The 26,302-nt window shown below is 45.6% G+C and carries 21 protein-coding genes; 19 read left to right on the forward strand and 2 right to left on the reverse strand.

The window, feature by feature from the left end:
* Positions 1–53: 53 nt before the first annotated feature.
* Both P150_RS0101015 and P150_RS0101020 read left to right on the forward strand, forming a co-directional pair.
* Positions 54–1,307: an IS4 family transposase gene (locus P150_RS0101015; protein WP_028895966.1), complete on the forward strand. Its 1,254-nt coding sequence runs from the start codon at positions 54–56 to the stop codon at positions 1,305–1,307.
* A 270-nt stretch (positions 1,308–1,577) separates the two neighbouring features.
* Complete coding sequence (locus P150_RS0101020; RefSeq protein WP_028896092.1) at positions 1,578–2,123, forward strand: 30S ribosomal protein S16; 546 nt, start codon at positions 1,578–1,580, stop codon at positions 2,121–2,123.
* A gap of 279 nt (positions 2,124–2,402) precedes the next feature.
* On the opposite strand, the gene P150_RS0101025 is transcribed toward P150_RS0101020, so the two are convergent.
* On the reverse strand, positions 2,403–2,624 hold the full coding sequence (locus P150_RS0101025; protein WP_028896093.1) for a hypothetical protein: 222 nt from the start codon (positions 2,622–2,624) through the stop codon (positions 2,403–2,405).
* Positions 2,625–2,938: 314 nt separating this feature from the next.
* Here P150_RS0101025 and nth point away from each other — a divergent pair, with 314 nt between their 5' ends.
* From nth to P150_RS0101060, 8 genes are all read left to right on the forward strand, one after another.
* Positions 2,939–3,589, forward strand: a complete 651-nt coding sequence (gene nth / locus P150_RS0101030; protein ID WP_028896094.1) for an endonuclease III — start codon at positions 2,939–2,941, stop codon at positions 3,587–3,589.
* Between the two features lie 100 nt (positions 3,590–3,689).
* Complete coding sequence (locus P150_RS0101035) at positions 3,690–4,400, forward strand: DUF2461 domain-containing protein (protein ID WP_028896095.1); 711 nt, start codon at positions 3,690–3,692, stop codon at positions 4,398–4,400.
* A 357-nt stretch (positions 4,401–4,757) separates the two neighbouring features.
* Positions 4,758–4,895: a hypothetical protein gene (locus tag P150_RS17315; protein ID WP_155952886.1), complete on the forward strand. Its 138-nt coding sequence runs from the start codon at positions 4,758–4,760 to the stop codon at positions 4,893–4,895.
* A gap of 245 nt (positions 4,896–5,140) precedes the next feature.
* Entirely contained in the window at positions 5,141–5,896 is a 756-nt protein-coding gene (locus tag P150_RS0101040) for a cell division ATP-binding protein FtsE (protein ID WP_028896096.1), read from the forward strand.
* Between the two features lie 45 nt (positions 5,897–5,941).
* Entirely contained in the window at positions 5,942–7,258 is a 1,317-nt protein-coding gene (locus tag P150_RS0101045) for an aspartate kinase (protein WP_028896097.1), read from the forward strand.
* Positions 7,259–7,373: 115 nt separating this feature from the next.
* On the forward strand, positions 7,374–8,609 hold the full coding sequence (locus tag P150_RS0101050; RefSeq protein WP_028896098.1) for a glycosyltransferase: 1,236 nt from the start codon (positions 7,374–7,376) through the stop codon (positions 8,607–8,609).
* Entirely contained in the window at positions 8,610–9,743 is a 1,134-nt protein-coding gene (locus P150_RS0101055; protein WP_028896099.1) for a glycosyltransferase, read from the forward strand.
* Positions 9,744–9,769: 26 nt separating this feature from the next.
* Entirely contained in the window at positions 9,770–11,779 is a 2,010-nt protein-coding gene (locus P150_RS0101060) for a fructose-bisphosphatase class III (protein WP_028896100.1), read from the forward strand.
* Between the two features lie 700 nt (positions 11,780–12,479).
* On the opposite strand, the gene P150_RS0101075 is transcribed toward P150_RS0101060, so the two are convergent.
* A complete protein-coding gene (locus tag P150_RS0101075; RefSeq protein ID WP_028896102.1) occupies positions 12,480–12,863 on the reverse strand; it encodes a DUF3127 domain-containing protein in 384 nt (127 codons plus the stop codon).
* 221 nt (positions 12,864–13,084) lie between these two features.
* Here P150_RS0101075 and dnaN point away from each other — a divergent pair, with 221 nt between their 5' ends.
* From dnaN to P150_RS0101125, 9 genes are all read left to right on the forward strand, one after another.
* Positions 13,085–14,209 (forward strand): DNA polymerase III subunit beta, encoded by a 1,125-nt coding sequence (gene dnaN, locus P150_RS0101080; protein WP_028896103.1) that lies wholly within the window; start codon positions 13,085–13,087, stop codon positions 14,207–14,209.
* Positions 14,210–14,291: 82 nt separating this feature from the next.
* Positions 14,292–15,161 (forward strand): 3'-5' exonuclease, encoded by an 870-nt coding sequence (locus tag P150_RS0101085; protein WP_028896104.1) that lies wholly within the window; start codon positions 14,292–14,294, stop codon positions 15,159–15,161.
* A gap of 22 nt (positions 15,162–15,183) precedes the next feature.
* Positions 15,184–16,386, forward strand: coding sequence for a bifunctional phosphopantothenoylcysteine decarboxylase/phosphopantothenate--cysteine ligase CoaBC (coaBC, locus tag P150_RS0101090; protein ID WP_028896105.1), 1,203 nt, complete (start codon positions 15,184–15,186; stop codon positions 16,384–16,386).
* Positions 16,364–17,248: a DUF4835 family protein gene (locus P150_RS0101095; RefSeq protein ID WP_028896106.1), complete on the forward strand. Its 885-nt coding sequence runs from the start codon at positions 16,364–16,366 to the stop codon at positions 17,246–17,248. The genes coaBC and P150_RS0101095 overlap by 23 nt, the downstream gene beginning before the upstream one ends.
* 3 nt (positions 17,249–17,251) lie before the next feature.
* Entirely contained in the window at positions 17,252–18,913 is a 1,662-nt protein-coding gene (gene recN / locus P150_RS0101100) for a DNA repair protein RecN (protein ID WP_028896107.1), read from the forward strand.
* Positions 18,914–18,990: 77 nt separating this feature from the next.
* The gene (locus P150_RS0101105; RefSeq protein ID WP_028896108.1) at positions 18,991–20,646 is read left to right on the forward strand and encodes a lipopolysaccharide assembly protein LapB; all 1,656 of its coding nucleotides are present in this window, start codon (positions 18,991–18,993) and stop codon (positions 20,644–20,646) included.
* 737 nt (positions 20,647–21,383) lie between these two features.
* Positions 21,384–25,058: an isoleucine--tRNA ligase gene (gene ileS / locus P150_RS0101115; protein WP_028896109.1), complete on the forward strand. Its 3,675-nt coding sequence runs from the start codon at positions 21,384–21,386 to the stop codon at positions 25,056–25,058.
* Between the two features lie 114 nt (positions 25,059–25,172).
* Entirely contained in the window at positions 25,173–25,556 is a 384-nt protein-coding gene (locus P150_RS0101120; RefSeq protein ID WP_028896110.1) for a molecular chaperone DnaK, read from the forward strand.
* A 64-nt stretch (positions 25,557–25,620) separates the two neighbouring features.
* Positions 25,621–26,283: a lipoprotein signal peptidase gene (locus P150_RS0101125; protein ID WP_028896111.1), complete on the forward strand. Its 663-nt coding sequence runs from the start codon at positions 25,621–25,623 to the stop codon at positions 26,281–26,283.
* Positions 26,284–26,302 lie beyond the last annotated feature (19 nt).

The following is a 26,302-nucleotide window of genomic DNA, read 5'->3' on the forward strand; positions in this document are numbered from 1 at the left end:
ACACTACTGTCCAAAGAAAAATTCTTGAACCTAATTCAAATTGATTATTTTCAATGAGTTACGCGAATATTATTTTTTCGAGATTTGGTTTTGTACTTTTGCAAATCGTATTGCAAGAGGCAGAACTCATGAATCAAGGAAAGACCGTATTCGCTCAAATCATGTCGCTCATACCAAGATATGAGTTCGACAAGTGCGTAAAGAGATACAACGGCAATAGACATGCCATCGGCTTCAAATGCAGAGACCAGTTTATGGTGATGAGCTTTGCCCAGTTCACCGACCAGATTAGTCTCCGCAGCATTGATGCGACGCTGGTGGCTCTCTCTTCCAAGCTCTATTCGAGTGGAATAAAGTATATCCAACGTTCGACTTTGGCCCATATCAATGAGACCAAGGATTGGCGTATATACCATGATTTTGGGCAGAGCCTGATAGCCTGGGCAAGAGAGCTGTACCAGGACGAACCGTCCCGGCTTGACGTGGATGGCATCGTGTATGCCTTTGACAGCAGCACCATCAAACTGTGCCTCCAGCTTTGCCCGTGGGCTCGTCTGCATCATGACAAAGGGGGTGTAAAGATGCATACACTTCTGGATTTGCGTGGCTCCATACCAACCTTCATCCATCTGACGGAGGCTGCTGTTCATGATTCCAAGACCATGAGTCTGATTCCCGTAGAACCAGGAAGCTACTATCTCATGGACAAGGGTTATGTTGACTTCAGACAGTTGTTCAACCACTTCCATCGTCAGCAGGCTTTCTTTGTGACAAGGGCAAAAGATAACATGAGGTATGAGGTAGTTGAGGAACGTCCTGTAGACAAACAGACAGGAGTTACAAACGACACCATTGTCAGACTTACAGGACCAAGAACCTCCAAGTGGTATCCAGACACACTGCGCATGGTTGTTTACGAAGATTATGCCACAGGTAACGTCTACAGATTCTTGACCAATGACTTTACTCATTCCTACCTGACAATCGCAGAACTCTACAGGGAACGCTGGCAAGTGGAGTGCTTCTTCAAATGGATAAAGCAGCGAATGCACATCAACTCGTTCTACGGAACGAGCCAGAATGCTGTATTCTCGCAGATTTGGATTGCTATCTGCGATTATCTGCTGCTTGCCGTTGCAAAGAAAGTGTACCATATTGAACAGGATCTCTATATTTTATCGGCTGCCATCGGGAAGGTTCTCTTTGAGAGGAAACCCTTAGGCGAACTATTCGTTAAACCAAAACGTCCTCAGAATGACTCCAATGATGGTCAGCAGACCTTATGGAAAAATTTCTTTGGACAGTAGTGAAGAAAAAAATAAGGTTCTGTAAGACAAATACAAGGCTCTTTAAAACAAGATTACGGATATTTTATCTTTAGAAACTTGCTTGTCCCCTCATCCCCTTGTCTCCTCTTTCCCTTATAAAAAGTCTCCTTATTTCCTCGTATCCTCATCTCTTTTCCTAACTTTGCTGCAATATAATTTGGTAGTTAGGAAATAAAGAAGTAATTTTGCATCGCCGTTACGAGTTAATGGCACAAAATTCAAACCTAATAAAAAATATTTTAAAGAATTATGGCAACAAAAATCAGATTGCAGCGAGGTGGTCGCAAAGGCCATGCTATCTATCGTATAGTAATCGCTGACGTTCGTGCACCACGTGATGGTAAATTTACTGAAAAGATTGGTACTTACAATCCAAACACCAATCCTGCCACAGTAGATTTGAATTTCGACCGTGCTCTCTACTGGGTTCAGACAGGTGCTCAGCCAACAGACACAGTGCGCAACATCCTCAAGGGCGAAGGTATTTATATGATGAAGCATCTCCTTGGTGGTGTTAAGAAGGGCGCATTCGACGAAGCTGCTTGCCAGCAGAAGTTCGATGCTTGGAAGCAGGCTAAGGTTGCTTCAACAGAAGCATTGGAAAAGAAGACTGCTGATGAGAAGAAGGCTAAGGCAGCTAAGAATCTTGAAGCTGAAAAGAAGGTGAACGAAGCTATTGCTAAGAAGATTGCTGACAAGAAGGCTGCCGCTAAGGCAGAAGAAGCAGCAAAGGCAGCAGCCGCTGAAGCTGAGGCTCCGGTTGAAGAAGCTACTGAGGCTCCTGCTGAAGCATAAATTCATACTTCAAAAAGATTTCAAGGCCATAAACTTTCGGGTTTATGGTCTTTTTTGTTGATTTCAATATTAGCCTTTTCCTGTTGTTAGTGCAGAGAAGCGTAATAAAATGCGTTTGAAAAGAGACGTGTTGTGAAAATTATTTGAGCATTTATGAAAAATAGGTATTATGAATCTCTGTGGTGAATGGAGTTTCAGAACACGTTATGGCATAAAATATCATAGCTGTATTGAGAAATCAATACAGCTATGATTACATTATAGAAGTCTATTCCTCTTTTAGATAGACTTGTAACCTCTGGTGTAATTCTTTTTAAGCAAGTCTCTCAACGATAGCTCCTTGCCTCCGTTATGTTCAAATGCTTCGTGCATTTCCTCCCATCCTTCAGACTCTTCTTCAGAATGTGTGAAAGTGATAGCCTTGCTCTTTGCTTCTGCAATAGCCCATCCTATTAGCGCGATGACGAGCAATGCTGCTAAGCCAATGATTGGTGTTGCCATAATTGTTTTTGTTTTTTATTCTGATGCAAAAGTACGTTAAGTTTATGAGAATGCCAAATTTTATCTAAGTTTTTAGTATCTTTGCAGAGAAAGTGGAATGGAGGATATGAAATGGGAGATGGAAAATGTGAAATGTGAAATGTGAAACGTGAAACGGAAAATGTGAGAAGATATATTCTGGGAATAAGATTCAATGCGTATACATTTGATTCCCCTTTTCCCATCTCCCTTTTCCCATCTAACATTTCCCATTTAACATTTCCCATTTAACATTTCCCATTTAACATTTCCCTTTCCCATAAAAAAGAAATAAGATGACAAGAAAAGAACGTTACGATTACATATTGGAATATTTCAGGCAGAACGTAGGAGAGGTAACGACGGAATTGATGTTTGGCTCTGCGTTTCAGCTTCTTTGTGCAACATTGCTCTCGGCACAATGCACGGATAAGCGCATCAATGAGATTACGCCGGCATTGTTTCACCGTTATCCCGATGCAAAAACAATGGCTGCGGCTGAAGTGGAGGAAATTTTTGAATATGTGAAAAGTGTTTCCTACCCAAATTCCAAAGCCAAGCATTTGGTTGAGATGTCAAGAATGCTGGTGGACGATTTCGGAGGAGAAGTGCCGTCGAACCCAGACGAACTGGTGAAACTTCCCGGAGTAGGTCGGAAAACTGCCAACGTTATTCAGGCTGTATGGTTCGGCAAGCCTACGCTGGCGGTAGACACGCACGTATATCGTGTGAGCCATCGGTTAGGACTGGTGCCGAAAGATGCCAACAATCCACGAAAAGTAGAGGATTATCTGATGAAGAATATCCCTATCAATGAGGTTTCTTCGGCACATCACTGGATATTGCTTCACGGAAGATATATCTGCAAGAGTGCACGGCCGATGTGCGAGAAGTGCCAATTTGAGTTCTTTTGTCCGAAGCTGTTGGAAGACAGTAAGCTGGGCTGAAAAGTAATTCATTATTATGATACGATCTGATTTCGGTAAAAAGTCGGAATCATCGGTGTTAAAGTAGCAGTTAGGGTTTTAATCTTGAAATTAAAAACAAATGAATACAAAACAGATAAACAAGTTTCTGAAAGATATTGCAGCGAACAATAATCGTGATTGGTTTCAGGAACATAAGAAAGAATACGATTCAGCAAAAAAAGATTTTGAAGCAGGTATTGCGCAGGCTATCAGGGTATTATCGACCTTCGACGACGAAGTGTCGCACCTTGAAGTGAAGGATTGCACCTACCGGTTCTATCGAGATATCCGTTTCTCGCCCGATAAAAACCCCTATAAGCGGCATTTTGGTGCATTTATATGTGCAAAAGGCAGAAAGGCGTTGCGTGGAGGCTACTATCTTCACATTCAGCCGGGTAATTGTATGATAGCGATAGGTTCTTACTGGCTGCCGACAAACATACTGACTTCGTGCCGTAATGAGATAATGGCGAATATTGACCAGTGGCGAAAGATTGTGGAAGACGGTCGTTTTGTCAAGACTTTCGGCTATCCGAACGAGGGATATTGGGAAAATGAAAAGGTTACGTCGAAAGGATTTGGCTTATCTGCCTTGAAAACAATCCCCAAAGGTTTCCCACGCGACTATGAGTTTGCCCAATACCTCCGAATGAAAGACTACTGTTGTTGGATACAGGTGCCTGACGATTTCTTTGAGGGCGATAAATGGATGGACAAGTTTGTGGAAATCTGCAAGATAGGCAAGCCAATGATGGACTTTATGAATGCCGTCATTGACGATTATGAATAGTTGATGAGTAGACGAGTGGACAAGTAGACGAGAGGACAAGTAGACGAGAGGACAGGTTGATTTTTCCGTTATTAATCTACTGATATGGAGTTTTATACTTGTAAATTCGCCTACTTATTTTCTTGTATTTCTTAGATTGCGAATTAACCCGAACTAAGTTGTTTTACAAACGTGCGAAGATTGCAGCGCATTCTTCGCACGTTTGCATTGTAATCTTCGCAAAAACGCATTGCATTCTTCGCAAGATTGGAAAGGGATAAAATATCACTTGATTTTCAGGCGTTTATGTTGTAGAAAACGAATAAGAAATAATGGATTATCCATCGTTTGAAATCAAATCGGATTCTGAGAGAGAGAATGAAAAGAAAACTATGGTTCTGCCATCTTTCACTCATCTACATTGCCCGACCAGACTCTTCTTTCAGGCGACGGACAGATGGGAAAACAAAGGAAAATGGTGTGGTTGTTGAGTTTGAATGTTTGCTCAAACTGTGAATTATATATTATTATTCTCTTTCAAGTTGATTATTCCAAGGGTTTTTCGTAACTTTGCGAAATGAACGCAGAGGGTATTAGCTTATGAAAGCAACGACTGTTTTGTTTCTCCATTGTCCTGACAGGCAAGGAAAATGCCACGGAACGGAGAAATGATGCAGCGAATATCCAAGACGGCACGGACTGTATTGAGGACTATCCGACATTAAAACAGAACAATTTAAAAGAGATAATAAAACGTCAAAATGCTAATAGATTACAGAAAGGTAAATATCTACCAAGACGACAGACTGGTATTGAAAGATGTAGACTTTCAAGTAAACGAAGGAGAATTTATCTATATCATCGGCAAAGTGGGCTCGGGTAAGAGTTCGCTGCTCAAAACGATATACTGCGAACTGGACGTGGATAAGGACGATGCAGAGAAGGCACAGGTGCTGGAAGCATCGGTCTTGTCGGTAAAGCGCAGCCACGTTCCGGCACTGCGGAAGCAGATGGGCATCATTTTTCAAGACTTCCAGCTTCTGCACGACAGAACGGTGAAGAAGAATCTACGCTTCGTGCTGAAGGCTACGGGCTGGGAAAACGGTGCCGAGATTGACAAGCGCATTGATGAAGTGCTTGAAGAAGTGGGAATGCTTGACAAGAAGGAGAAGATGCCGAGCGAACTTTCGGGCGGCGAACAGCAGCGCATTGCCATTGCGAGAGCCTTGCTCAACAAGCCGAAGATTATCATCGCCGACGAGCCTACGGGAAATCTCGACCCGGAAACTGCATCGAACATCGTGAGAATACTGAAGACGGCGAGTGAGGACGGGGCGGCCGTGATTATGTCTACCCACAACGTCCACCTCATCGACCAGTTCCCGGGCAAGGTGTATCGCTGCAAGGACGGTGGTTTCCATTTGGCTACAAGCGAAAATGACACCAAGGACTTGGAGGAAGAGGCTATGACGGTAGAGGGAATAGCAGAACCTCTCGATTTTTCCGATGAGGAATAAGCGAGAGTTCAGCAGACAATGAGTAAGAAATATAATTGAAAGTATATGAAAGTAATGAAATTCGGCGGAACTTCCGTAGGCTCTCCGGAGCGTATGAAAGAAGTAGCCTCATTGGTAACAAGGACGGGCGAACCCACTTTTGTGGTTCTTTCTGCAATGAGCGGGACTACAAATTCGCTGATAGAGATTTCCGATTATCTCTACAAGAAGAATCCGGAGGGGGCAAACGAAGTTATCAATAACCTTGAACAGAAGTATTCCGTTCACGTAGATGAGCTTTTCTCCACCGACGAATACAAACTGAAGATGAAGGATTTTCTTTCAGAGGAATTCAATTATCTGCGTTCGTTTACCAAGGACCTCTTTACTTCATTTGAAGAAAAAAGCATAGTTGCGCAGGGAGAGGTTATCTCTACCAATATGATGGCAAGCTATCTTCAGGAGCAGGGTGTGAAGGCTGTGTTGCTTTCCGCGCTCGACTTTATGCGCACCGACAAGAATGCCGAACCCGACTCTATGTATATTAAGGAGAAACTTTCTGCCATTATGGAAGAAAATGAGGGTTATCAGGTCTATATCACACAAGGTTTCGTCTGCCGCAACGCATACGGCGAGGTGGACAATCTGCAACGCGGAGGATCCGATTATACGGCTTCGCTCATTGGTGCCGCGCTCAATGCCGAGGAGATTCAGATTTGGACGGACATCGACGGTATGCACAACAACGACCCGCGTGTGGTGGAAAAGACTGAAGCTGTGCGCCAACTGAACTTTGAAGAGGCTTCAGAACTTGCCTACTTTGGCGCAAAGATTCTCCATCCCACTTGTGTTCAGCCTGCAAAATACGCCGGTATTCCTGTCAGACTGAAGAACACGATGGCTCCGGATGCCGAAGGAACCATCATCAACAACGTATTGGCGCAGAAGAAAATCAAGGCCGTTGCAGCAAAGGAAAACATCACGGTCGTCAAAGTGAAGTCGAGCCGTATGCTCGGTTCGCCGGGATTCCTCCGCAAGGTGTTTGAAATCTTCGAGAGTTATCAGACTTCCATCGATATGGTTGCCACAAGCGAGGTGGGTCTTTCAATGACCATTGAGAACAGCGCGCACCTCGATGATATTGTGGACGAGCTGAAGAAGTACGGCACCGTAACCGTGGAGCCTTCTATGTGCATCGTCTGTGTAGTGGGCGATCTCGACTGGAGCAACGTCGGTTTCGAGGCATTGGCAATGAATGCGCTGAAAGACATACCGGTACGTATGGTCAGCTATGGCGGCAGCAACTATAACATATCATTCCTTATCAAGGAATCTGATAAGAAGCAGGCTTTGCAGTCGTTATCGGACGTGCTTTTCAATTAGCCTTTCACTATTATATGGCAGTGATTTGTTGCGCCTAATGCTTCCAAGAGGCTATATCTCGGAAGAAATTTAAACGCTATTCAAGTAGGCTATACGCTAAACACTTAATTCGCAAATGCTTGAAATCGATTATATCACGGTTATTTCGTCAGTAGTGCTGATTCTTTCGGCACTACTCACTCCTCTTTTCAATCCGTTTTTTCGCAAGCCACGCATATCGGAATCTGCAACAACAGACGAAGGAGACACGAATATATCGGCTGAACAAAATGAAAACGCTGTTTCGGAAAACAATGAAGAGGATTCCGAACCTCAAATAAGCAATTCTCCGACAGCCATAGCTCCTCCCGTTTCCATCGTCTTTACGCCTAACGACGATGCAGAGACGCTCTCCAAGAATCTTTCCATTTATCTTTCGCAGGACTATCCCGACTACGAAGTGATAGTAGTTGCGCCACAGGGCGATTCCGAAACAGAAGACATACTGAAGATTTACAGCGAGAATCCAAGGCTCTACACCACCTTCATTCCCGAATCATCGCGCTATATGAGCCGGAAGAAACTTGCCATAACATTGGGAGTCAAGGCGGCAAGAAACGAATGGGTACTGATGGCAGACATTTTCTGTGCGCCACAATCAGACCAATGGCTCAAGGTCTTGGCACGTCATTGTGAAGACAGAAGAAACCTTGTTATAGGCTATACAAGGTATGAAGACGAGACTCCTGACTTCTGGAGATTCGAGCGTTTCCACACAGCGTGCTATCTGATGCGCGAAGACCAAAAAGGCAAACCATACAGATGCAACTCCAATGCCCTGTTGTTCAGAAAGAGCGACTTCAATAAGCACGACGGATTCCGAGGCAACCTGAAATATCTCCGTGGCGAGTTTGATTTCATCGTGAACAAGTATTCCCACAGGGATTCGCTTGCATTGGAAAACTCTGAAACGGGAACGCTCATCGAACCATACCCCACACACAAGCACTGGCTGAACAAACACCTTTATTATATGGAGAACAGGCAGCATCTGGAACGCTCCACAGCTCACAGATTCCTGTTCGGTCTCGACCAGACGGCTATGTACCTGAACTATATTCTTATCATCGTGGCGGCGTGTTGTTCGGGTTTTATGCAAAACTGGATACTATTGGGTGCAGCCGGTGTTGCACTCATCGTAACGCTTTCTATGAGAATGCTGATTGCAAAAAAAGTGCTTACACTTTTCAATGAAGAGATCCCTGCGTGGAAAATAATTCCATTTGAACTACGTTTAATATGGCAGAACCTTAATTACAAAATTAAATATTGGCGCGCCAACAAATACGATTTCATATCACACAAACTATAAATGAAGATTCTTCATTACATAGACAAACTGGAAAGAGACGACCTTCTTTCAACCTATGTGAGTGAGCTTGCTGCCAATGAGGCGACCCTTGCAGAAGTTAAAATCATCACTTTGAAGGAAGATGCCCGTCAATCAATGTCTGATTTCAATCCGGACATTGTGCATATCCATGCGTGTTGGAGCCGTAAAGCCTATGAATGTCTCGCCGCTGCCATCAAACAGAAACGCGGTACGCTCTATTCGCCTCACTGGGGACTGTCTCCACTGAGCAGAAAAAGCGAGCAGCCCATTTCAAAATCCATAAAACAGGGGCTTTACCAACGCAAGATGGTGGAAAAAGCCGACGCCGTTCTCGTTACATCGAAGGCTGAAAAGGACGAAATAGAAGGCTCAGGATGGACAAAAAGAATAGACATCGTTGGTGCAAGCATCCTTAACAAGAATATATCTGCCACGGCAATGGCTGAAAACATTGTCGGCATTTACGATAAGGTAATTAATACCCGATATAGAAAGACCGTTGAAAACGCCGAGATACACGCCTTGAACGCATTGCTTCACGTTGGTTTGCGTCAGGAGAAACAAACCAAGAGACTATCAAGCGACGATATTTTGGCTCTGAGAAAGCTCACGCCGCAGCAATGGAGAAAGATATTGCTGATGGCCGACGACGAAAACGTGCGCGAATACGTAGACATCGGTGCTCAAAGACTTCAGTTGGATATGCCGAACATCGACACCAAGGCCATTATCCGCTATCCTTCTCTATCGCCAAAAGACGACAAGGAACTGAAGGATATGGAATACTCGAAAAGAGGCGATACGGAAGATGCCGGCGAAGACCTCATTTCCATTGCCCACAAGCTCTCGAATGCCCGAAAGTGCATAGAAAAAAGGCAATTCAGCCTGCGACATCTTGCAGAAATCTATCAGACAGTAAGGTTCGAGGAATACGATGAAGACAAACTCGCCGTCGTGCTGAAGCAGCAGAGAATATTCAAGTTCTCAAGGCGCATCATACAAGTGTTACAGGACTACCTGTATCTTGAGGAAGGATTTATGCCCTTTGAACCTCTCGACGACGACAAAACCAAGACCATTGAAGAAAAGATAATCAATAAAGAATATTACTAATCTATAACTAAAGCGAGAAAATAGCTATGACAAACAAGAACTATGACCTTCAGAAAGATGAACGCTACCTGCATCTGCTCGCGCAGTCTTTCCCGACGATTGCCGACGCAAGTACGGAAATCATCAATCTCCAAGCCATTCTCAACCTCCCGAAAGGCACGGAACACTTCCTTGCCGACATTCACGGCGAGTATGAGGCCTTCCAACACGTGCTGAAGAATGCTTCCGGAAACATCAAGAGAAAGGTAATGGAGCTTTTCAGCGATACATTGCGGGAGTCGGAAATCAGAGATCTCTGCACACTGATCTACTATCCGGAGCAGAAGATAGAGCTGGTGAAGCAGGTAGAGAAAGACATTGAAGACTGGTATCACATCACTACCCACCACCTTGTGGAAATCTGCCGCGACGTTTCTAGCAAATACACACGCTCGAAGGTGCGCAAGTGTCTGCCGATAGACTTCTCATACATCATTCAGGAACTCCTGCACGAGCATTCCGACGACAAAGACAAGTCTGACTACGTGGGCACAATCATCGCTACCATCATCTCTACGGGCAGAGCCGACGACTTCATCATCGCAATGTGCAAGGTTATCCAGCGTCTGGTCATCGACCATCTGCACATTCTCGGCGACGTCTACGACCGAGGCCCGGGCGCACACATCGTTATGGACATTCTCAAGAACTACCACACTTGGGACATTACTTGGGGAAACCACGACATTCTGTGGATGGGAGCCTGCGCTGGAAACGATGCCTGCATCTGCAACGTTATCCGAATCGCACTGCGCTACGACAATATGGACACCATCGAGGACGGATACGGCATCAACCTGCTGCAACTGGCCACTTTCGCTATGGACGTCTACGGCAACGACCCCTGCACGGAATTCATTCCAAAGGTAATCAATGCCACGCTCGACGAGAAGGGAAAGCAGCTCATTGCACAGATGCACAAGGCCATCAGCGTGATTCAATTCAAGATAGAATCGCAGATATTCAAACGTCATCCGTCGTGGAAGATGGAAAACCGTCTGCTCTATGAAATGATTGATTACGAGAAGGGCACTATCAAGCTCGACGGAAAGGAATATAAACTTACCTCCTGCAACTTCCCGACCATCGACCCGAAGCATCCCGACAAGCTCACAAACGCCGAAAAGCTGCTGATAGAGAAACTGCACCATTCGTTCACGGCGAGCGAAAAGCTGCGCGAGCACATCCTCTTGCAGCTCCGTCACGGATGTATGTACCAAACCGTGAATGGCAACCTGCTCTATCACGCCTCAATTCCGCTGAACGAAGACGGCACATTGAAGGAAGTTGAGGTGTATCCTAACGTATCTTTCAAGGGCAAGGAACTGCTCCACAGGGTGGGAATGCTCATCAGAAAGGCTTTCCAACAGAATCCACAGGGCGAGAATGCCAAGGAAAAGCAATACGCCATCGACTATCTGCTCTATCTTTGGTGTGGCCCCGAAAGTCCGCTGTTCGACAAGGCGAAGATGGCAACCTTTGAACGCTACTTCCTCAAGGAGAAAGAAACCCACCACGAGGAAAAGGGATTCTACTTCAAGAACCGCGACAACGAAGCCATTGCCGATATGATTATGGCCGAATTTGGCATTACGGGTCCAAACCGACACATCATCAACGGACACGTCCCCGTACACGTGAACAAGGGCGAACAGCCCATCAAGGCGAACGGAAAGCTGATGGTTATCGACGGAGGATTCTCTGAAGCCTACCACAAGGAAACCGGTATCGCAGGCTACACGCTCGTCTATCATTCAAGAGGATTTGAACTGGTGCAGCACGAACCTTTCTCTTCAACAGAAGATGCCATCAAGCGGGGCAGCGACATTCTCGGAACTACGCAGATAGTGGAAATGAACCAGAAGCGGCTGAAAGTGGCAGACACCGACAAGGGTACGGAACTGAGACTTCAGATTGAGGCACTCGAGGAACTCCTCTACGCCTATCGCCACGGCTTCATTACCGAGAGAGAGCGCAAGAATCCTCCAAAGGTGTAGGCTTGAAATGAGAAGATAAGACAATGAGGCGGCAAGCTGACAAAAAATCAGCGTATAGAAACAACAGAACATAAAAGAACCCCGGACTTTCCAACGAAAGTCCGGGGTTTTTCTATGCTTTTATCCGAAGTCAGGATAAGCTCACAAGGGGACAAGATATATTTATGTGAATGTGTGTTGCGGAATAAATGCCGACTTCTTTCCATCATTTATCTGTACCTTCCTTGAAGCCTTTACCCTTTCTGTGGCAGCAATTAGGTGGGAGTCTGTGAATTTGCGTAATCTGCGAGAATATTTTCACATTGCATACTAATTATTCTTTAATTGTCCCGTCGCTTTATCGCTCACGAATTTCGCATATTCACAGATTTTATTCTTGCCACAGAGAATGCAAAGCATTCAAAGGAAAGCGTAGATTTTATTTTCGGAATCGAGAACAAAGAAATTGCCTTTGCAGACAGATAGGAAAAGACGATTTTCATTCTTGCGAAGAATGCAATGTAATCTTCGCAAGAATGAAAAACAAACGTGCGAAGAATGGAACGCATTCTTCGCACGTTTGAAAATTAAGGATTTAACCTTTGATTTTCAAATACTTACAGTTTGGTTGGTAATTCTCATACTGCATCATTCCGAACTGATGCCCGACAAGGATCCGACAAGTCAGAATGACGAATAGTTCCTGATGCCTCTTTCTTGTTTAGAATGGCAGGTCGTCAGCAGAATCGCTGCTTTCCTGAGCCGGAGGGAAAGGTGCCTGCGAACCATTCATAGGCGCAGCCGCTGCAACCGGAGCACCAGCCTGTGCTGCCATCGCATCCACGCGCTGCACATTCCAAGCACGGATACTGTTAAACCAACGGCCATTATATTCGCGGGCGTCAATATCGAAGCTCACAATGAGTTCCTCACCTGCCTTGATGGCAAACTGGTCGATACGGTCGGCACCAAACAAATTGAATACCATCTTCTTAGGATACTGGTCGTGTGTTTCCAATACATATTCCTGAGACTTCCACGGACCGCGGGCAGATGTTCCTTCACGAGCTTCCAATACAGCAATAACTCTTCCTTGTAATTCCATATTTAAATTTAAAATGATTTTTGTTTCGTTTTTCTAAATCTGATTGCGAAATTACTAAAATACTTCTAAAAACAAAAACTTTTAGACTTAATTTTTGTTTTTCACATAGCTTTTTCGTATTTTTGTACGATAAAGATTTGATGCTGATTCGGCTTTGCACTTATCGGGCTTCAAACTTCATTCACAACTGGGAATAATAACTAAAATACATAAGGATACTAATGAGATTTACCATTTCAAGCACTGCCCTGAGCAGTAGATTGCTATCACTCTCCCGAGTTATCAACAGCAAGAACACATTGCCTATCCTCGACTGCTTCCTTTTCGAAGCACGAAACGGTCAGGTTGTCATCACAGCATCCGACAGCGAGAACGTGATGCAGAGCACTCTGAATCTTGACAGTTGCGAGGGCGAAGGCACCTTTGCAGTCAATAACCGCAACATTCTCGATGCAGTAAAGGAACTTCCCGAGCAGCCGCTTACCGTAGACGTGAATATGGGCGAGTTCAAAATGTACATTACCTACCAGAACGGTTCTTACAACTTCCCTATTCTCAATGCCGATGAGTATCCGAAGGCTCAGCCGCTGACTGACGGAGCTGCCACAATCAACATTGACTCGGCTCTGCTTGCAGACAACATCACACGTTCGCTCTTTGCAACAGCACAGGATGAACTGCGTCCGGTAATGAATGGTATTTACTTTGACCTGACGGCAGACAGCCTTGCTATCGTTGCCAGCGACGGACACAAGCTCGTCCGCAACAAGAATTTCGCCATCAAGAGCGATTCGCCTGCTGCATTCATCCTTCCAAAGAAGCCTGCATCGCTCCTGAAGAATGCCCTGTCGAAGGACGGCGGCGACGTGGTTATCCGTTTTGATGCACGTTCTGCCGAGATTTCATTTGCCGAAGGCAATCTCACTTGCCGTCTCATAGAGGGAAGATACCCGAACTACAACAGCGTTATTCCTGAAAACAATCCGAATCAGATTACCATCGACCGCAAATCGCTCATCGGTGCCATCCGCCGCGTGCTGCCGTTCGCAAGCGATTCCTCACAGTTGATTCGTTTCCATATCGACAACGGCCAGTTGGATCTCAATGCAGAAGACATCGACTTCTCAACGAGTGCCAAGGAAAGCATTACCTGCGAGTACAACGGCAACGGTATGAGTATCGGCTTCAAGGGTTCAAGTATGCTCGAGATTCTGAACAATCTCCAGAGCGAGGACGTAAACATCCAGTTGGCAGACCCATCGAGAGCAGGTGTGGTAATTCCAAGCGATCAGCCGGAGAACGAAGACGTGCTGATGCTCATTATGCCAATGTTGCTCAACGACTAAGGCTGAAAGCCCGGTCAGAGCAGAAATCATATACAGGCAGCGGCGAACTTGCCTGCTGCAAATGGACTTAAACAAACTTAGAATGTTGTTAAATCTCAAAAAGCCCCTTGTTGTTTTCGACCTCGAAACAACGGGGCTTGATCTTGTTAAGGACAGGATCATCCAAATTTCATACATCAAGGTCTTCCCCGAAATGGAGGGAGACAGGCACAAGGAAGAGCGTGGAAACATCTTTATCAATCCGGAGAAGGAGATTCCACAGGAAGTGGTGGAGCTGACGCACATCACGGAAGAGGATGTGAAGAATGCTCCCACCTTCAAGGAGAAAGCAAAGGAACTGGCAGAGAAATTCTCCGGCTGCGATTTCGCAGGCTTCAATTCCAACAGGTTCGACGTGCCGATGCTCGCCGAGGAATTTCTGCGCGCCGGCGTAGACTTCGATTTCTCGAAGTGCAGGCTCATTGATGCGCAGAACATATTCCACAAGATGGAAAGAAGAAACCTTGCAGCGGCCTACAAGTTCTATTGCGGGCGAAAGATGGAAGACGATTTTCAGGCACACAGGGCCGACGAAGACACCGAAGCTACGTGGAGAGTGATTCAAGGTCAGTTGGATATGTACGCTCCCGGCAGACAGGAAGAGGCAGACAGAGTGCTCAACAACGATATGGATGAGTTGGCAGAATTCTCTACGATGAACAATTCCGTAGACTTTGCCGGCAGAATTGTATGGAAAGAAGTTACCGACAAGGACGGAAACGTGCTCCTCGACGAAGACAAGAAGCCGCGCCGAGTTGAGGTTTTCAACTTTGGCAAGTACAAGGGATGGGAGGTGTCGGAAGTGCTGAAGCGTGATTCGGGCTATTTCAGTTGGATGATGGCTGGCGATTTCACTTTCAACACCAAGCAGGTACTGACCCGTATCCGTTTAAGAGAGTTCAACAACAGGTAAGACAAGCCACAGAGAAGATAATATGCTGAAGGGAAAGAAAATAGTTTTAGGCATCACGGGGTCGATAGCAGCCTATAAGAGTTGTCTGATTATTCGTCAGCTCATAAGGAAAGGCGCGGAAGTACAGGTAGTTATAACGCCGTCGGGCAAGGAGTTCATTACCCCGATTACCTTGTCGGCACTTACACAGAAACCCGTAATAAGCGATTTCTTTTCTCAAAGAGACGGCACGTGGAACTCACACGTAGACCTCGGACTGTGGGCAGACGCTATGCTCGTCGCTCCCTGTACGGCATCAACGCTCGGAAAGATGGCAAACGGCATTGCCGACAATATGCTCATTACCACCTATCTATCTATGAAAGCCCCCGTTTTCGTGGCTCCGGCAATGGATCTCGATATGTACAGGCACCCTTCAACGCAATCCAATCTTGCCCTGCTGCAATCTCGAGGCAATCATATAATAGAAGCAGGGAGTGGTTTTCTCGCCAGTGGACTGGAAGGGAAGGGACGTATGGAAGAACCGGAAGCAATCGTGGAATGTCTGGAAACCTTCTTTGAGCGTGAAGGCAGAGAAAAACAAGACCTAAAAGGTAAAAAGATTCTAATAACTGCCGGTCCTACATACGAAAAGATAGATCCTGTGCGTTTTATAGGTAACTATTCTTCGGGTAAAATGGGCTTTGCCCTTGCCGAGGAGTGCCTGAAAAGGGGAGCAGAGGTAACGCTCGTAGCAGGTCCGGTGTCGCTCAAGTGCTCAACGGACATCAATCGGATAGACGTGGAGAGTTGCGCGCAGATGTATCAAGCTTGTGTGGACAACTTCCCCTCTATGGATGGAGCGATACTCTGTGCCGCCGTGGCCGACTTCAAGCCTGCCGACTTCTCGCAGACGAAAATCAAGCGGGAGAAAGACAATCTTCATCTCGATTTAGAGCCTACACAGGATATTGCAGCCAAACTCGGCACACTGAAGACCGATGGACAGCGTATCGTGGCTTTCGCATTGGAGACAAACGACGAGGAAACGAATGCGCAAAGGAAACTGGAAAAGAAGAACGCCGACTTCATTGTTCTCAATTCCACGCGCAATCCGGGCACAACTTTCCAGTCTGATGACAATCAGATAACCATCATTTCAAAGAAAGGAAAAAAGGAATATGGCAAGAAAAGCAAACAAGAAGTGGCTCACGACATTATTGATGAGCTTTCTTCTATCCTCTAACACCTTGTGCAATGCACAGGAACTGCAAGCTAAAATCACCATCAATCATAATCAGATTCAAGGCACGGACGCTTCCGTTTTCGACAATCTCCAGCAGACTTTGGAGCAGTTCGTAAACGAAAGGCAATGGACGAATCTTAAATTTCAGAAGAACGAGCGCATCGTCTGCAACTTCAACATCACTGTTACGAAGTACGACCCAAGTACGAATGCCTTCACTTGTACGGCTCTCATACAGGCAAACCGACCTGTCTATAATTCGGCTTATACCACGACTTTGTATAATAATCAGGATGGCGATTTCAATTTTAACTTTGCCCAATTCGACCAAATAGAGTTCAATGAGGAAAATATTGACAATCAGCTCACTGCCTTGTTCGGTTACTATGCCTATTTAATCATAGGACTCAACCTCGATTCCTTTGCTCCTATGGGTGGAGAAGATGTTCTTCAGCGATGCCTTAACCTTACCAACAATGCGCAGAACTTGAGTTTCACGGGATGGAAGGCCTTTGAAAACTCGCGCAACAGATTTGCTATTATCAACGACTATCTTGACGGTGCAATGAAGTCTTTCCGACAACTGCAATACGACTACTACCGTACCGGACTGGACGAAATGGCAAACAGTGCCGAGCGTGGGCGTACAAACATCACAACGGCACTCGAAAACTGTCTCAAAAAAGCGCACGAGGACCGGCCGATGAGCCTTCTTCCACAGATATGGACCGACTATAAGAAAGAAGAGCTTGCCAATATATATTATAAGAAAGGTACGCAGAAGGAGAAAGAATCGGTCTACGAAATACTTTTCGGCATCAATGCCAGCCAGAATGCGTCGTGGGATAAAATCAAACAATAAACTATGCTCAAGCATCTATACATAAAGAACTTCACGCTCATCGACAAACTCGACATCGATTTCCACCCCGGCTTCTCCGTTATCAGCGGCGAAACCGGTGCCGGTAAGAGTATCATCCTCGGTGCAATAAGTCTTCTGTTAGGCAACAGAGCCGACAGCAAGCAGATAAAACAGGGCGAGAAGAAGTGCATCATAGAAGCCAAGTTCGACCTTTCAAAGTACGGATTTGAAGATTTCTTCGTCGAAAACAACATCGACTACGATTCCGAGGAAACGATTCTCCGAAGAGAGATTGCAGACAACGGAAAGTCGCGCGCCTTCATCAACGACACACCTGTGCCACTCACGCTGATGAAGCGCATCGGCGAACAGTTGGTAGACATCCATTCTCAACACCAGAACCTCCTTTTGCAGAAAGAGGATTTCCAACTGAACGTGATTGACATTATCGGACAGAATGCAAGCGACATCGCCAAGTATCAGAAGGCTTACAAGCAATACAAAGAAACAGAGAAGAAGCTCGAGCAACTCAAGAAGAACATAGCCGAAAGTGCTGATAACGAAGAGTTTATGCGCTTTCAACTGGACGAACTCTCCAATGCAAATCTGCAAGAAGGACTTCAGGAAGAACTGGAACAGGAAAGCAACACGCTCTCCCATTCAGAGGAAATAAAGTCGTCTCTCTTTGAGGCCGACAATATACTGAACGGCGACGAACACGGCATTGTCTCCAGTCTGAAGCACACCAAGGAGGTACTTCGCAGCATTGCTCACGTCTATCCTAAAGCGGAGGAACTCGGCAATCGTCTTGAATCTGCCTATATTGAGCTGAAAGACATTGCCGATGAGATAAGTGCAGACACCGAAGATATAGATTTCGACCCTCAGCGTCTGAACTTCATCAACGAGCAACTCGACAAGATTTATCATCTGCAAAAGAAATTCCACGTCGCCACCATTGGAGAGCTTCTCGAAATTCAGGAAAATCTGAAGAAACAACTGCACAGCATAGACAACAGCGATGAGGAATTGGAAGAAATGGAATCGCTCTTGAACACCCAATTGGAAGAATGCCGAAAACTTGCATCCGTCCTTACAAAGGCACGATTGAAAGCTGCAAAGATAATTGAGGGCGAAATGAAAACCCACCTTGTGCCAATGGGCATTCCCAACGTGCAGTTCTGCATAGAAATAAAGGAGAAAAGCCTTTCTCCCGACGGTGCCGACAAGGTGCAGTTCCTCTTCTCTGCCAACAAGAACACGCCTGTTCAGCCCATTACACAAGTGGCTTCGGGTGGAGAAATAGCCCGCGTGATGCTCTCTCTGAAGGCAATGATCAGCGGCGCAGTGAAGCTCCCGACTATCATCTTCGACGAAATCGACACGGGTGTGAGTGGAAAGATTGCCCAACAGATGGCTTTCATTATGCAGAAGATGGGAAACAGCAACCGACAGGTAATAACCATTACCCATCTTCCACAGATTGCAGCCCTCGGTACATCGCATTATAAGGTGGAGAAACACGACACGGTCACGGGCACAACCAGTCATTTACGCGAACTCAACACGGAGGAACGAATCGTGGAGATAGCGCAAATGCTCTCCGGAGCAGACATTTCAGACGCCGCAATAGAGAATGCAAAGAGCCTGCTGAATGTGAATTAAGCCTTCATTCGTTGTAATAAAACAATGTGTAAGCAGTCAATTCTCAGTTCAAAATTTTAAAAATCGCAGTTCAATATATGAAAACCCTATTAACGAGCATCCTTTTGCTCCTTTCAACAACAGTAACTTTTGCACAGTCCTCTGCCGTGAAGAATGTTGCAAACTCCACGTTTACGCTGACCACTTTCAAGGCGGACGGTTCCATTCTTGCAACATCAAACGGCGTATTCATCGCCAACGACGGAACGGCAGTCAGCCCGTGGAAACCATTCATCGGTGCCGACCACGCTGTCATCATCAATAATAAAGGCGAAAGGATAAACGTAGAGTCGCTGCTCGGTCTGAACGAGATATACGACTTGGTAAAATTCAAGGTCGATGCCTCCACCTCTGCCCCCGCTTTCGCTGCCGGCGTTTCCGGAAATTCAGGAGCTTGGATTGTAACAACATCGAAGAGCGGCGCACCTGTGAAGACTTCCGTCGATAAGGTTGAGAAGTTTATGAACAAATACAATTACAGCATACTGTCCTATCAGGTGGATGAAAAGAGAAATGGAGCCGCCGTGGTAAACGACAAAGGTCAGCTCATTGGCATACTCAATTCAGAAGGCAACGTGCAAAGTGCAACCGATGCAGCATTTGCACGCGATTTCAGGCTTACCGGCGTGTCGCAGAACGAACGGGCATTGCGCGAATGCGCCATCCGTGTAGCCCTTCCTGAAACGGAGGAAGAAGCCGTTATCGCCTTAATGTTTTCTGCCGACAAGCCAGAAAAATACAGAAACGGCATCGTTCAGGAGTTTATCAAGAAATTCCCGAAGCTCAACGATGGCTATTTGGCCCTCGCAAACGACTATGTTGCAGCCCAAAAACTTTCCGATGCCGACAAAGCATTGCAGACCTCAATTGCCAATGCCGCCAAGAAGGACGAAGCACATTTCAACTACGCACAGATAATCTATCGCTCTGTGCTCAATCCGAATCTTGCCGAAAACGCAAAAGCACAGGGGTGGTCGCTCGAAAAGGCGATGAGCGAAGCACAGGAAGCCTATAAAATTAAGCCCGAAAACAGCTACAAGCACCTGCAAGCGCAGATAACCTACTCTCAGGGCGACTATCAGAAAGCCTACAACGACTTTGAAGCACTGACCCAGACAGACTTCAAGAATCCTGAACTGTATCTGGAAATGGCGCAGAGTCTTCAGCAAATGAATGGCGACGACGCAAAAATTCTTCAGCTATTGGATCAGAGCATCGCAGAATGCGACACCCCCTACGTGCAGACCGCCGCACCTTTCTTCTATGCGCGCGGCCAGCAGCACGACAAGATGGGCAACTACCGTAAGGCTATGCAGGATTTCTACACCTATGAATATTTCTACCGCGGACAGCTTGACGCCGATTTCTACTATATGCGTTCCAAATCTGAAAGTAAAGGAAAACTCTGGCAACAGGCATTGCAGGACATTCTCATAGCATCGCGCCTCAACCCAACCGAACCCACCTATTGCGCCGAGGCCGCCAACCTTCTGTTAAGGGTAAACAAGCTTGACGCAGCAATCAGTGCAGCCGAAGAGGCCATCAAGCTCGCCCCCCAGTTTGCCGATGCCTATCTCGTGCTCGGCATAGCTCAATGCCAGAACAAACAGAAGGCCGAAGGCCTGAAGAGCATTCAGAAGGCCAAAGAGCTGGGCAACACTCAAGCCGACAGCTTCCTTGAGAAGTTCAAATAATCACGCTTTCGCCCCTCCTCATAGCGAACAAAACTCCCTGTAAACTTGTTCGCTTCTCTCTGTCATTGATTTCTCCATACTCTTTCGTAAGGTGTTGAAAATCAAATAATAAAAAACAGTTTTCAAACGTGCGAAGAATGCAATCCATTCTTCGCACGTTTGTTTTGCGTTTTTGCGAAGAATGTTCTGCAATCTTCGCATACTTGCAATTTCATATTTTCTTATCTTTCTGTCCGAATACTTTTCTGCTCGAAAAACTAAATGAAGGCAAGTTTGTCCTTATGATTGATTTGATGCTTTTTTCAAATTGTTTGTAGAGGCTATTGAATAAGTTAAAGTTGCGATTTTATGTTCGAGAACATCTGGAGTAAAGCTGTTTAAAGCTATATATAAAAAGGTGGAATCCGTGATATAAGGTAATTTGTAGATGTTGTTTCACGGATACTTTGTATTTTCAATCAGATGGATATGCTTCTTTTTCAAGAACATTTATACAGCTTTATCGGGGCGAGGCAATCTGCCTGACTTATGGGAAAAGATATTCCGTGGCTTGCATAATTTAAACTAATTGCGTTGAAGTAAAAGGAATTTGTATGATAATGTGAAGAATCTCTGTGAATTGATAATCATAATGGCAGAATAGAAAATTTGTTGAACTGTGGCTAAAATTTGGTATTTCCGACTATTCTTTATATCTTTGCATACTCATAGAATTAAGGATTAACTAATATAGAAATATGGCAAAGAAATTCGCCGAACATAATGGCCTGAACTTGGTCAAAACCAATAAAGAAGTGTTGGCAAAGTGGGAGCAAGATGATATCTTCCACAAGAGTGTGGATGAGCGTGAGGGCGAACCTCAGTTTATCTTCTTCGAAGGACCTCCTTCAGCAAACGGACATCCCGGTATTCACCACGTTTTGGCTCGTTCTATAAAAGATACATTCAACCGTTATAAGACGATGCAGGGCTTTCAGGTGCACCGAAAAGCAGGTTGGGATACACACGGTCTTCCGGTAGAATTGGGTGTGGAGAAAGAATTGGGTATCACAAAGAAGGATATCGACAACAAGGCTTCTGAAAAGTATATCTCGACGGAGGAGTACAACCATAAGTGTCGGGAGAATGTGATGAAGTTTACGGCTGAATGGCGTCAGCTCACGGAAGAGATGGGCTATTTCGTAGACTTGGATAATCCTTATATTACATACGACAACAAATTCATTGAAACGCTTTGGTGGTTGCTCAAGCAGCTCTACAACAAGGGCTTGCTCTATAAGGGCTATACCATTCAGCCGTATTCTCCGGCAGCAGGTACCGGTTTGTCGAGCCACGAGCTTAATCAGCCCGGTTGCTATCGCGATGTGAAGGACACAACCGTTACTGCGCATTTCGATATTGCAGAAGAGGATTGGAAAACGTTTGTTTCAGAAAACAATATTCAGGCAAACGGATGGGGCAAGCCCTCGTTCCTTGCTTGGACCACAACCCCTTGGACTCTGCCCTCAAACGTAGCTTTGTGTGTGGGGCCTAAGATTGATTACGTTGTAGTTGAAACATACAACCCTTATTCGGCGAAGAAGATTACGGTTGTCATAGCCGAAAATCTTGTTGCTTCTTATCTCAAACCTGAAGGAAAGGTTACCGATGGGGGCGAATTGCCTGAATATCAGAATGGCGACAAGTATGTGCCTTACAAGGTGGTTGGAAAGGTTAAGGGTACGGCACTTGAAGGGCTGCACTACAAGCAGTTGATGCCTTGGATTAAGCCTGTTGAGAAGATTGGCGAATTTGCTCCTGCCTTTGTCAATGACTACGCAGCAGCACACAGCGACAAGGTGTTTGCCAGCGAGGATGGTCGCGACAGCTTCGTTGAAATGTCGAGCGAGGCTTTCCGTGTGATTCTCGGCGACTACGTAACCACGGAAGATGGTACGGGTATCGTTCACATTGCTCCTACGTTCGGTGCTGACGACGCCAAGGTGGCAAAGGATGCAAATATTCCTGCACTCTACCTTATTTCAAAGAAAGGCGAGACACGTCCGATGGTTGATCTTCAAGGTAAGTATTATGCGATTGCCGATCTCGATGGCAACTTCGTCAAGTTCTGTGTCGATGAAAAGGCTTATGGCAATCACGCAGGCGACTATGTGAAGAATGCCTACGATCCTAAGTTCAATCCCGATGGAGTCTGGGACAAGAAGGCTACGGAGAAGTCGGAAGACTTGAATATCGTGCTTTGTATGGAAATGAAACAGGAGGGTTCTGCATTCCTCATTCAGAAACACGTACACAACTATCCACACTGTTGGCGCACGGACAAACCGGTGCTTTACTATCCGCTCGACAGTTGGTTCATCAAGGATACGGCAGCGAAGGCTCGTATGGTGGAGTTGAACAAGACAATCAACTGGCAGCCGGAGTCTACGGGTACGGGACGTTTCGGTAACTGGTTGGAGAATCTGAATGATTGGAACCTGAGCCGTTCTCGTTTCTGGGGAACTCCTCTTCCAATCTGGCGTGATGACAAGCGAAATGAAAAATGTATCGGTTCTGTTGAGGAACTGTACAACGAAATAGAAAAGGCTGTTGAAGCAGGCATTATGAAGTCGAATCCTCTGAAGGAGCGCGGCTTTGTAGTGGGCGATTACAGTCAGGAAAACTACGACAGGATAGACCTGCACCGTCCTTATGTTGATGATATCGTGCTTGTGAATGACAACGGAGAGCCGATGAAGCGTGAGGACGACCTCATTGATGTGTGGTTTGACAGTGGTTCTATGCCTTATGCGCAGTTGCACTATCCGTTCGAAGGCGAAATCAATGCAGAGGGATTGAAGAAGCCCGGCAAGACAGAAGCTGAATATCGCGACCTGTTGGTGCATTCCAATTATGAAGGAACTGCCGTTCCACCTGCATTCTATCCTGCCGACTTCATCAACGAGGGTGTGGACCAGACACGCGGATGGTTCTTTACGTTGCACGCAATCGCTACGATGGTGTTCGACTCCGTAGCGTTCAAGAACGTTATTTCTACCGGTCTCGTGCTTGATGCGAAGGGCAATAAGATGAGCAAGCACGTGGGAAACGTTACGAATCCGTTTGAAATGATGGAGAAGTACGGTGCCGACCCTGTTCGTTTCTATATGATGACCAACAGCGAACCTTGGGATAACCTGAAGTTCGACCCGGAAGGCGTGGATGAATGCCGCCGCAAGTTCTTCGGAACACTCTATAACACATATAGCTTCTTTGCGCTCTATGCAAATGTAGACAATTACGAACCGTCATTCAAGCAGGGCGAGAGCGTGTTGTCAGCCGATGCTACGGAAATTGACCGTTGGATTATTTCCAAGCTCAACTCACTGATAAAGAATGTGAGTGCAGAATTGGACAATTTTGATCCTACACGTGCAGGTCGTCTGATTGACAATTTCGTGAACGACGACTTGAGTAACTGGTACGTCCGTCTGAATCGTAAACGCTTCTGGGGCAAGGAAATGAGTGCAGACAAGAAGAGTGCTTACGATTCGCTCTATATTTGCCTGATGACGGTTGCGAAGCTGCTTGCACCGTTGGCTCCGTTCTATGCCGATGAACTTTATCACGACCTCGGTGGCGAGAAGGAAAGCGTGCATTTGGACAAGTGGCCAGCAGTAGATGCAGCAGCAATCGACCTTGACTTAGAGGCGCATATGGATATGGCACAGCGCATTACCTCAATGGTGCTGGCATTACGCCGCAAGGTTAATGTGAAGGTTCGCCAGCCATTGGCACAGATTATGATTCCGGCTGTCGATGAAAAGCAGAAGGAACACATTAAGGCTGTGGCTGATTTGATCAGGAACGAGGTTAATGTGAAAGAACTTAACTTCGTTGAAGGTCAGGGAGTTTTAGTTAAAAAGGTAAAGTGTAACTTCCGTGTTATGGGTAAGAAGTATGGCAAGTTGATGAAAGAAGTAGCTGCCAGAATGGACGCTCTCAATCAGGACGAAATAGCATTGTTTGAGCAAGTAGGTACCTATCAGTTCACTTTGGGCGACGAAAAGGTGGAAGTGGAGGTTGCTGATGTTGAAATCATTTCGGAGGATATTCCGGGTTGGTTGGTCAGCAATGAAGGAAACCTGACTGTTGCGCTCGAAGTGGAACTTACAGACGAGCTGCGAAAGGAAGGTATGGCACGCGAACTGATTAATCGTATTCAGAACCTTCGCAAGGAAACCGGATTTGAGATTACCGATAGAATCATCGTTACGATTGCCTCTAACGAGGAAACGAATGCAGCAATAGAAGCATTTGGCGAACTTATCAAGACTCAGGTTCTTGCAAATGAAATAAAGATTGCCGCCAACGATGGGGCAGAAGTGGAATTTGACGAATTTAAACTTAACATCTTGGTCAGCAAGGCTTAACATATATAAAGGTCAGTTGAATGAATAGAAGAATTTCTATGGCATTCGACTGACTTTTAAACTTCTCAAAAAGACTTTAATCTAAAAATATTATCCTATTTAACTTACTACCTTATGGAAACAAAGAAACGCTATAATGACGAGGAACTCGAGGAATTTCGCGTCATAGTGAATGAGAGACTGAGTGTGGCAAAGTCTGATTACGAAGAGACGATGAAGGTTCTTATGAATAAGAATACGAATGACATCAATGACACATCGCCTACTTACAAGGCATTGGAAGAAGGAAGTTCCAATCAGACAAAGGAGGAATTGGTGCAGATGGCGCAGCGTCAGCAGAAGTTTATTCAGGGATTGCAGGCAGCTCTCGTGAGAATAGACAATAAGACGTATGGCATTGACCGTCTGACAGGCGAGCTGATTCCGAAAGAACGACTTAGAATTGTGCCTCACGCAACGCTCAGCGTTGCTTCAAAGCAGGCAAACAAAGATCATTAAACTCCAAAGATTAAAAGGGAGCTGCTTATTCTTCATTGAGTTAGGCAGCTCTTTCACAGATATAATGAATATAAAGAAGAAAACGATAATCACCAGTCTGGTAATCCTTCTGTTGCTGGTCATCGACCAAGTTATAAAGATTACCGTGAAGCTCAATATGAGTCTCGGCGAATCCATCGTGATTTTCGACTGGTTTCATATCGAATTTATCGAAAACCGTGGTATGGCTTTCGGTATGGAATTGGGAAGCAAGCTCTTTTTGAGTATTTTCCGAATCGTTGCCGTAGGTGCAATGTCGTGGTATATATGGAAGAAAATCAAGGAAGGGGCACGCTTTGGCTATATCATCGTGCTTTCAATGATTTATGCCGGTGCTGCGGGCAATATCTTCGATTCTTTATTTTACGGTGAAATATTCACAGCTTCGCAGCCGTATTTTATGAATGCGGAGCCTGCCACCTTGGTTCCGTGGGGCGAAGGCTATTCTTCCGTACTGATGGGCAACGTTGTCGATATGTTTTCATTCCCAATCTATCACGGAACCTTCCCTGAATGGTTTCCGATAAATGGGGGAGAAGAGTTTACGTTCTTCTCGGCAATCTTCAATTTTGCCGATGCCTGCATCACGGTTGGCGTGTTCATCCTTTTCATTTTCTACCGGAAGGATTTCAACGGATATATTCCCGGGAAAGAAACGGTGGAGGAGGAGAGCGAGGTTATTGAGTAAAAAACAGTTTGAGTTGGAT

Origin of the sequence: Prevotella sp. HUN102 (assembly GCF_000688375.1) — a bacterium.
Lineage (GTDB): Bacteria > Bacteroidota > Bacteroidia > Bacteroidales > Bacteroidaceae > Prevotella.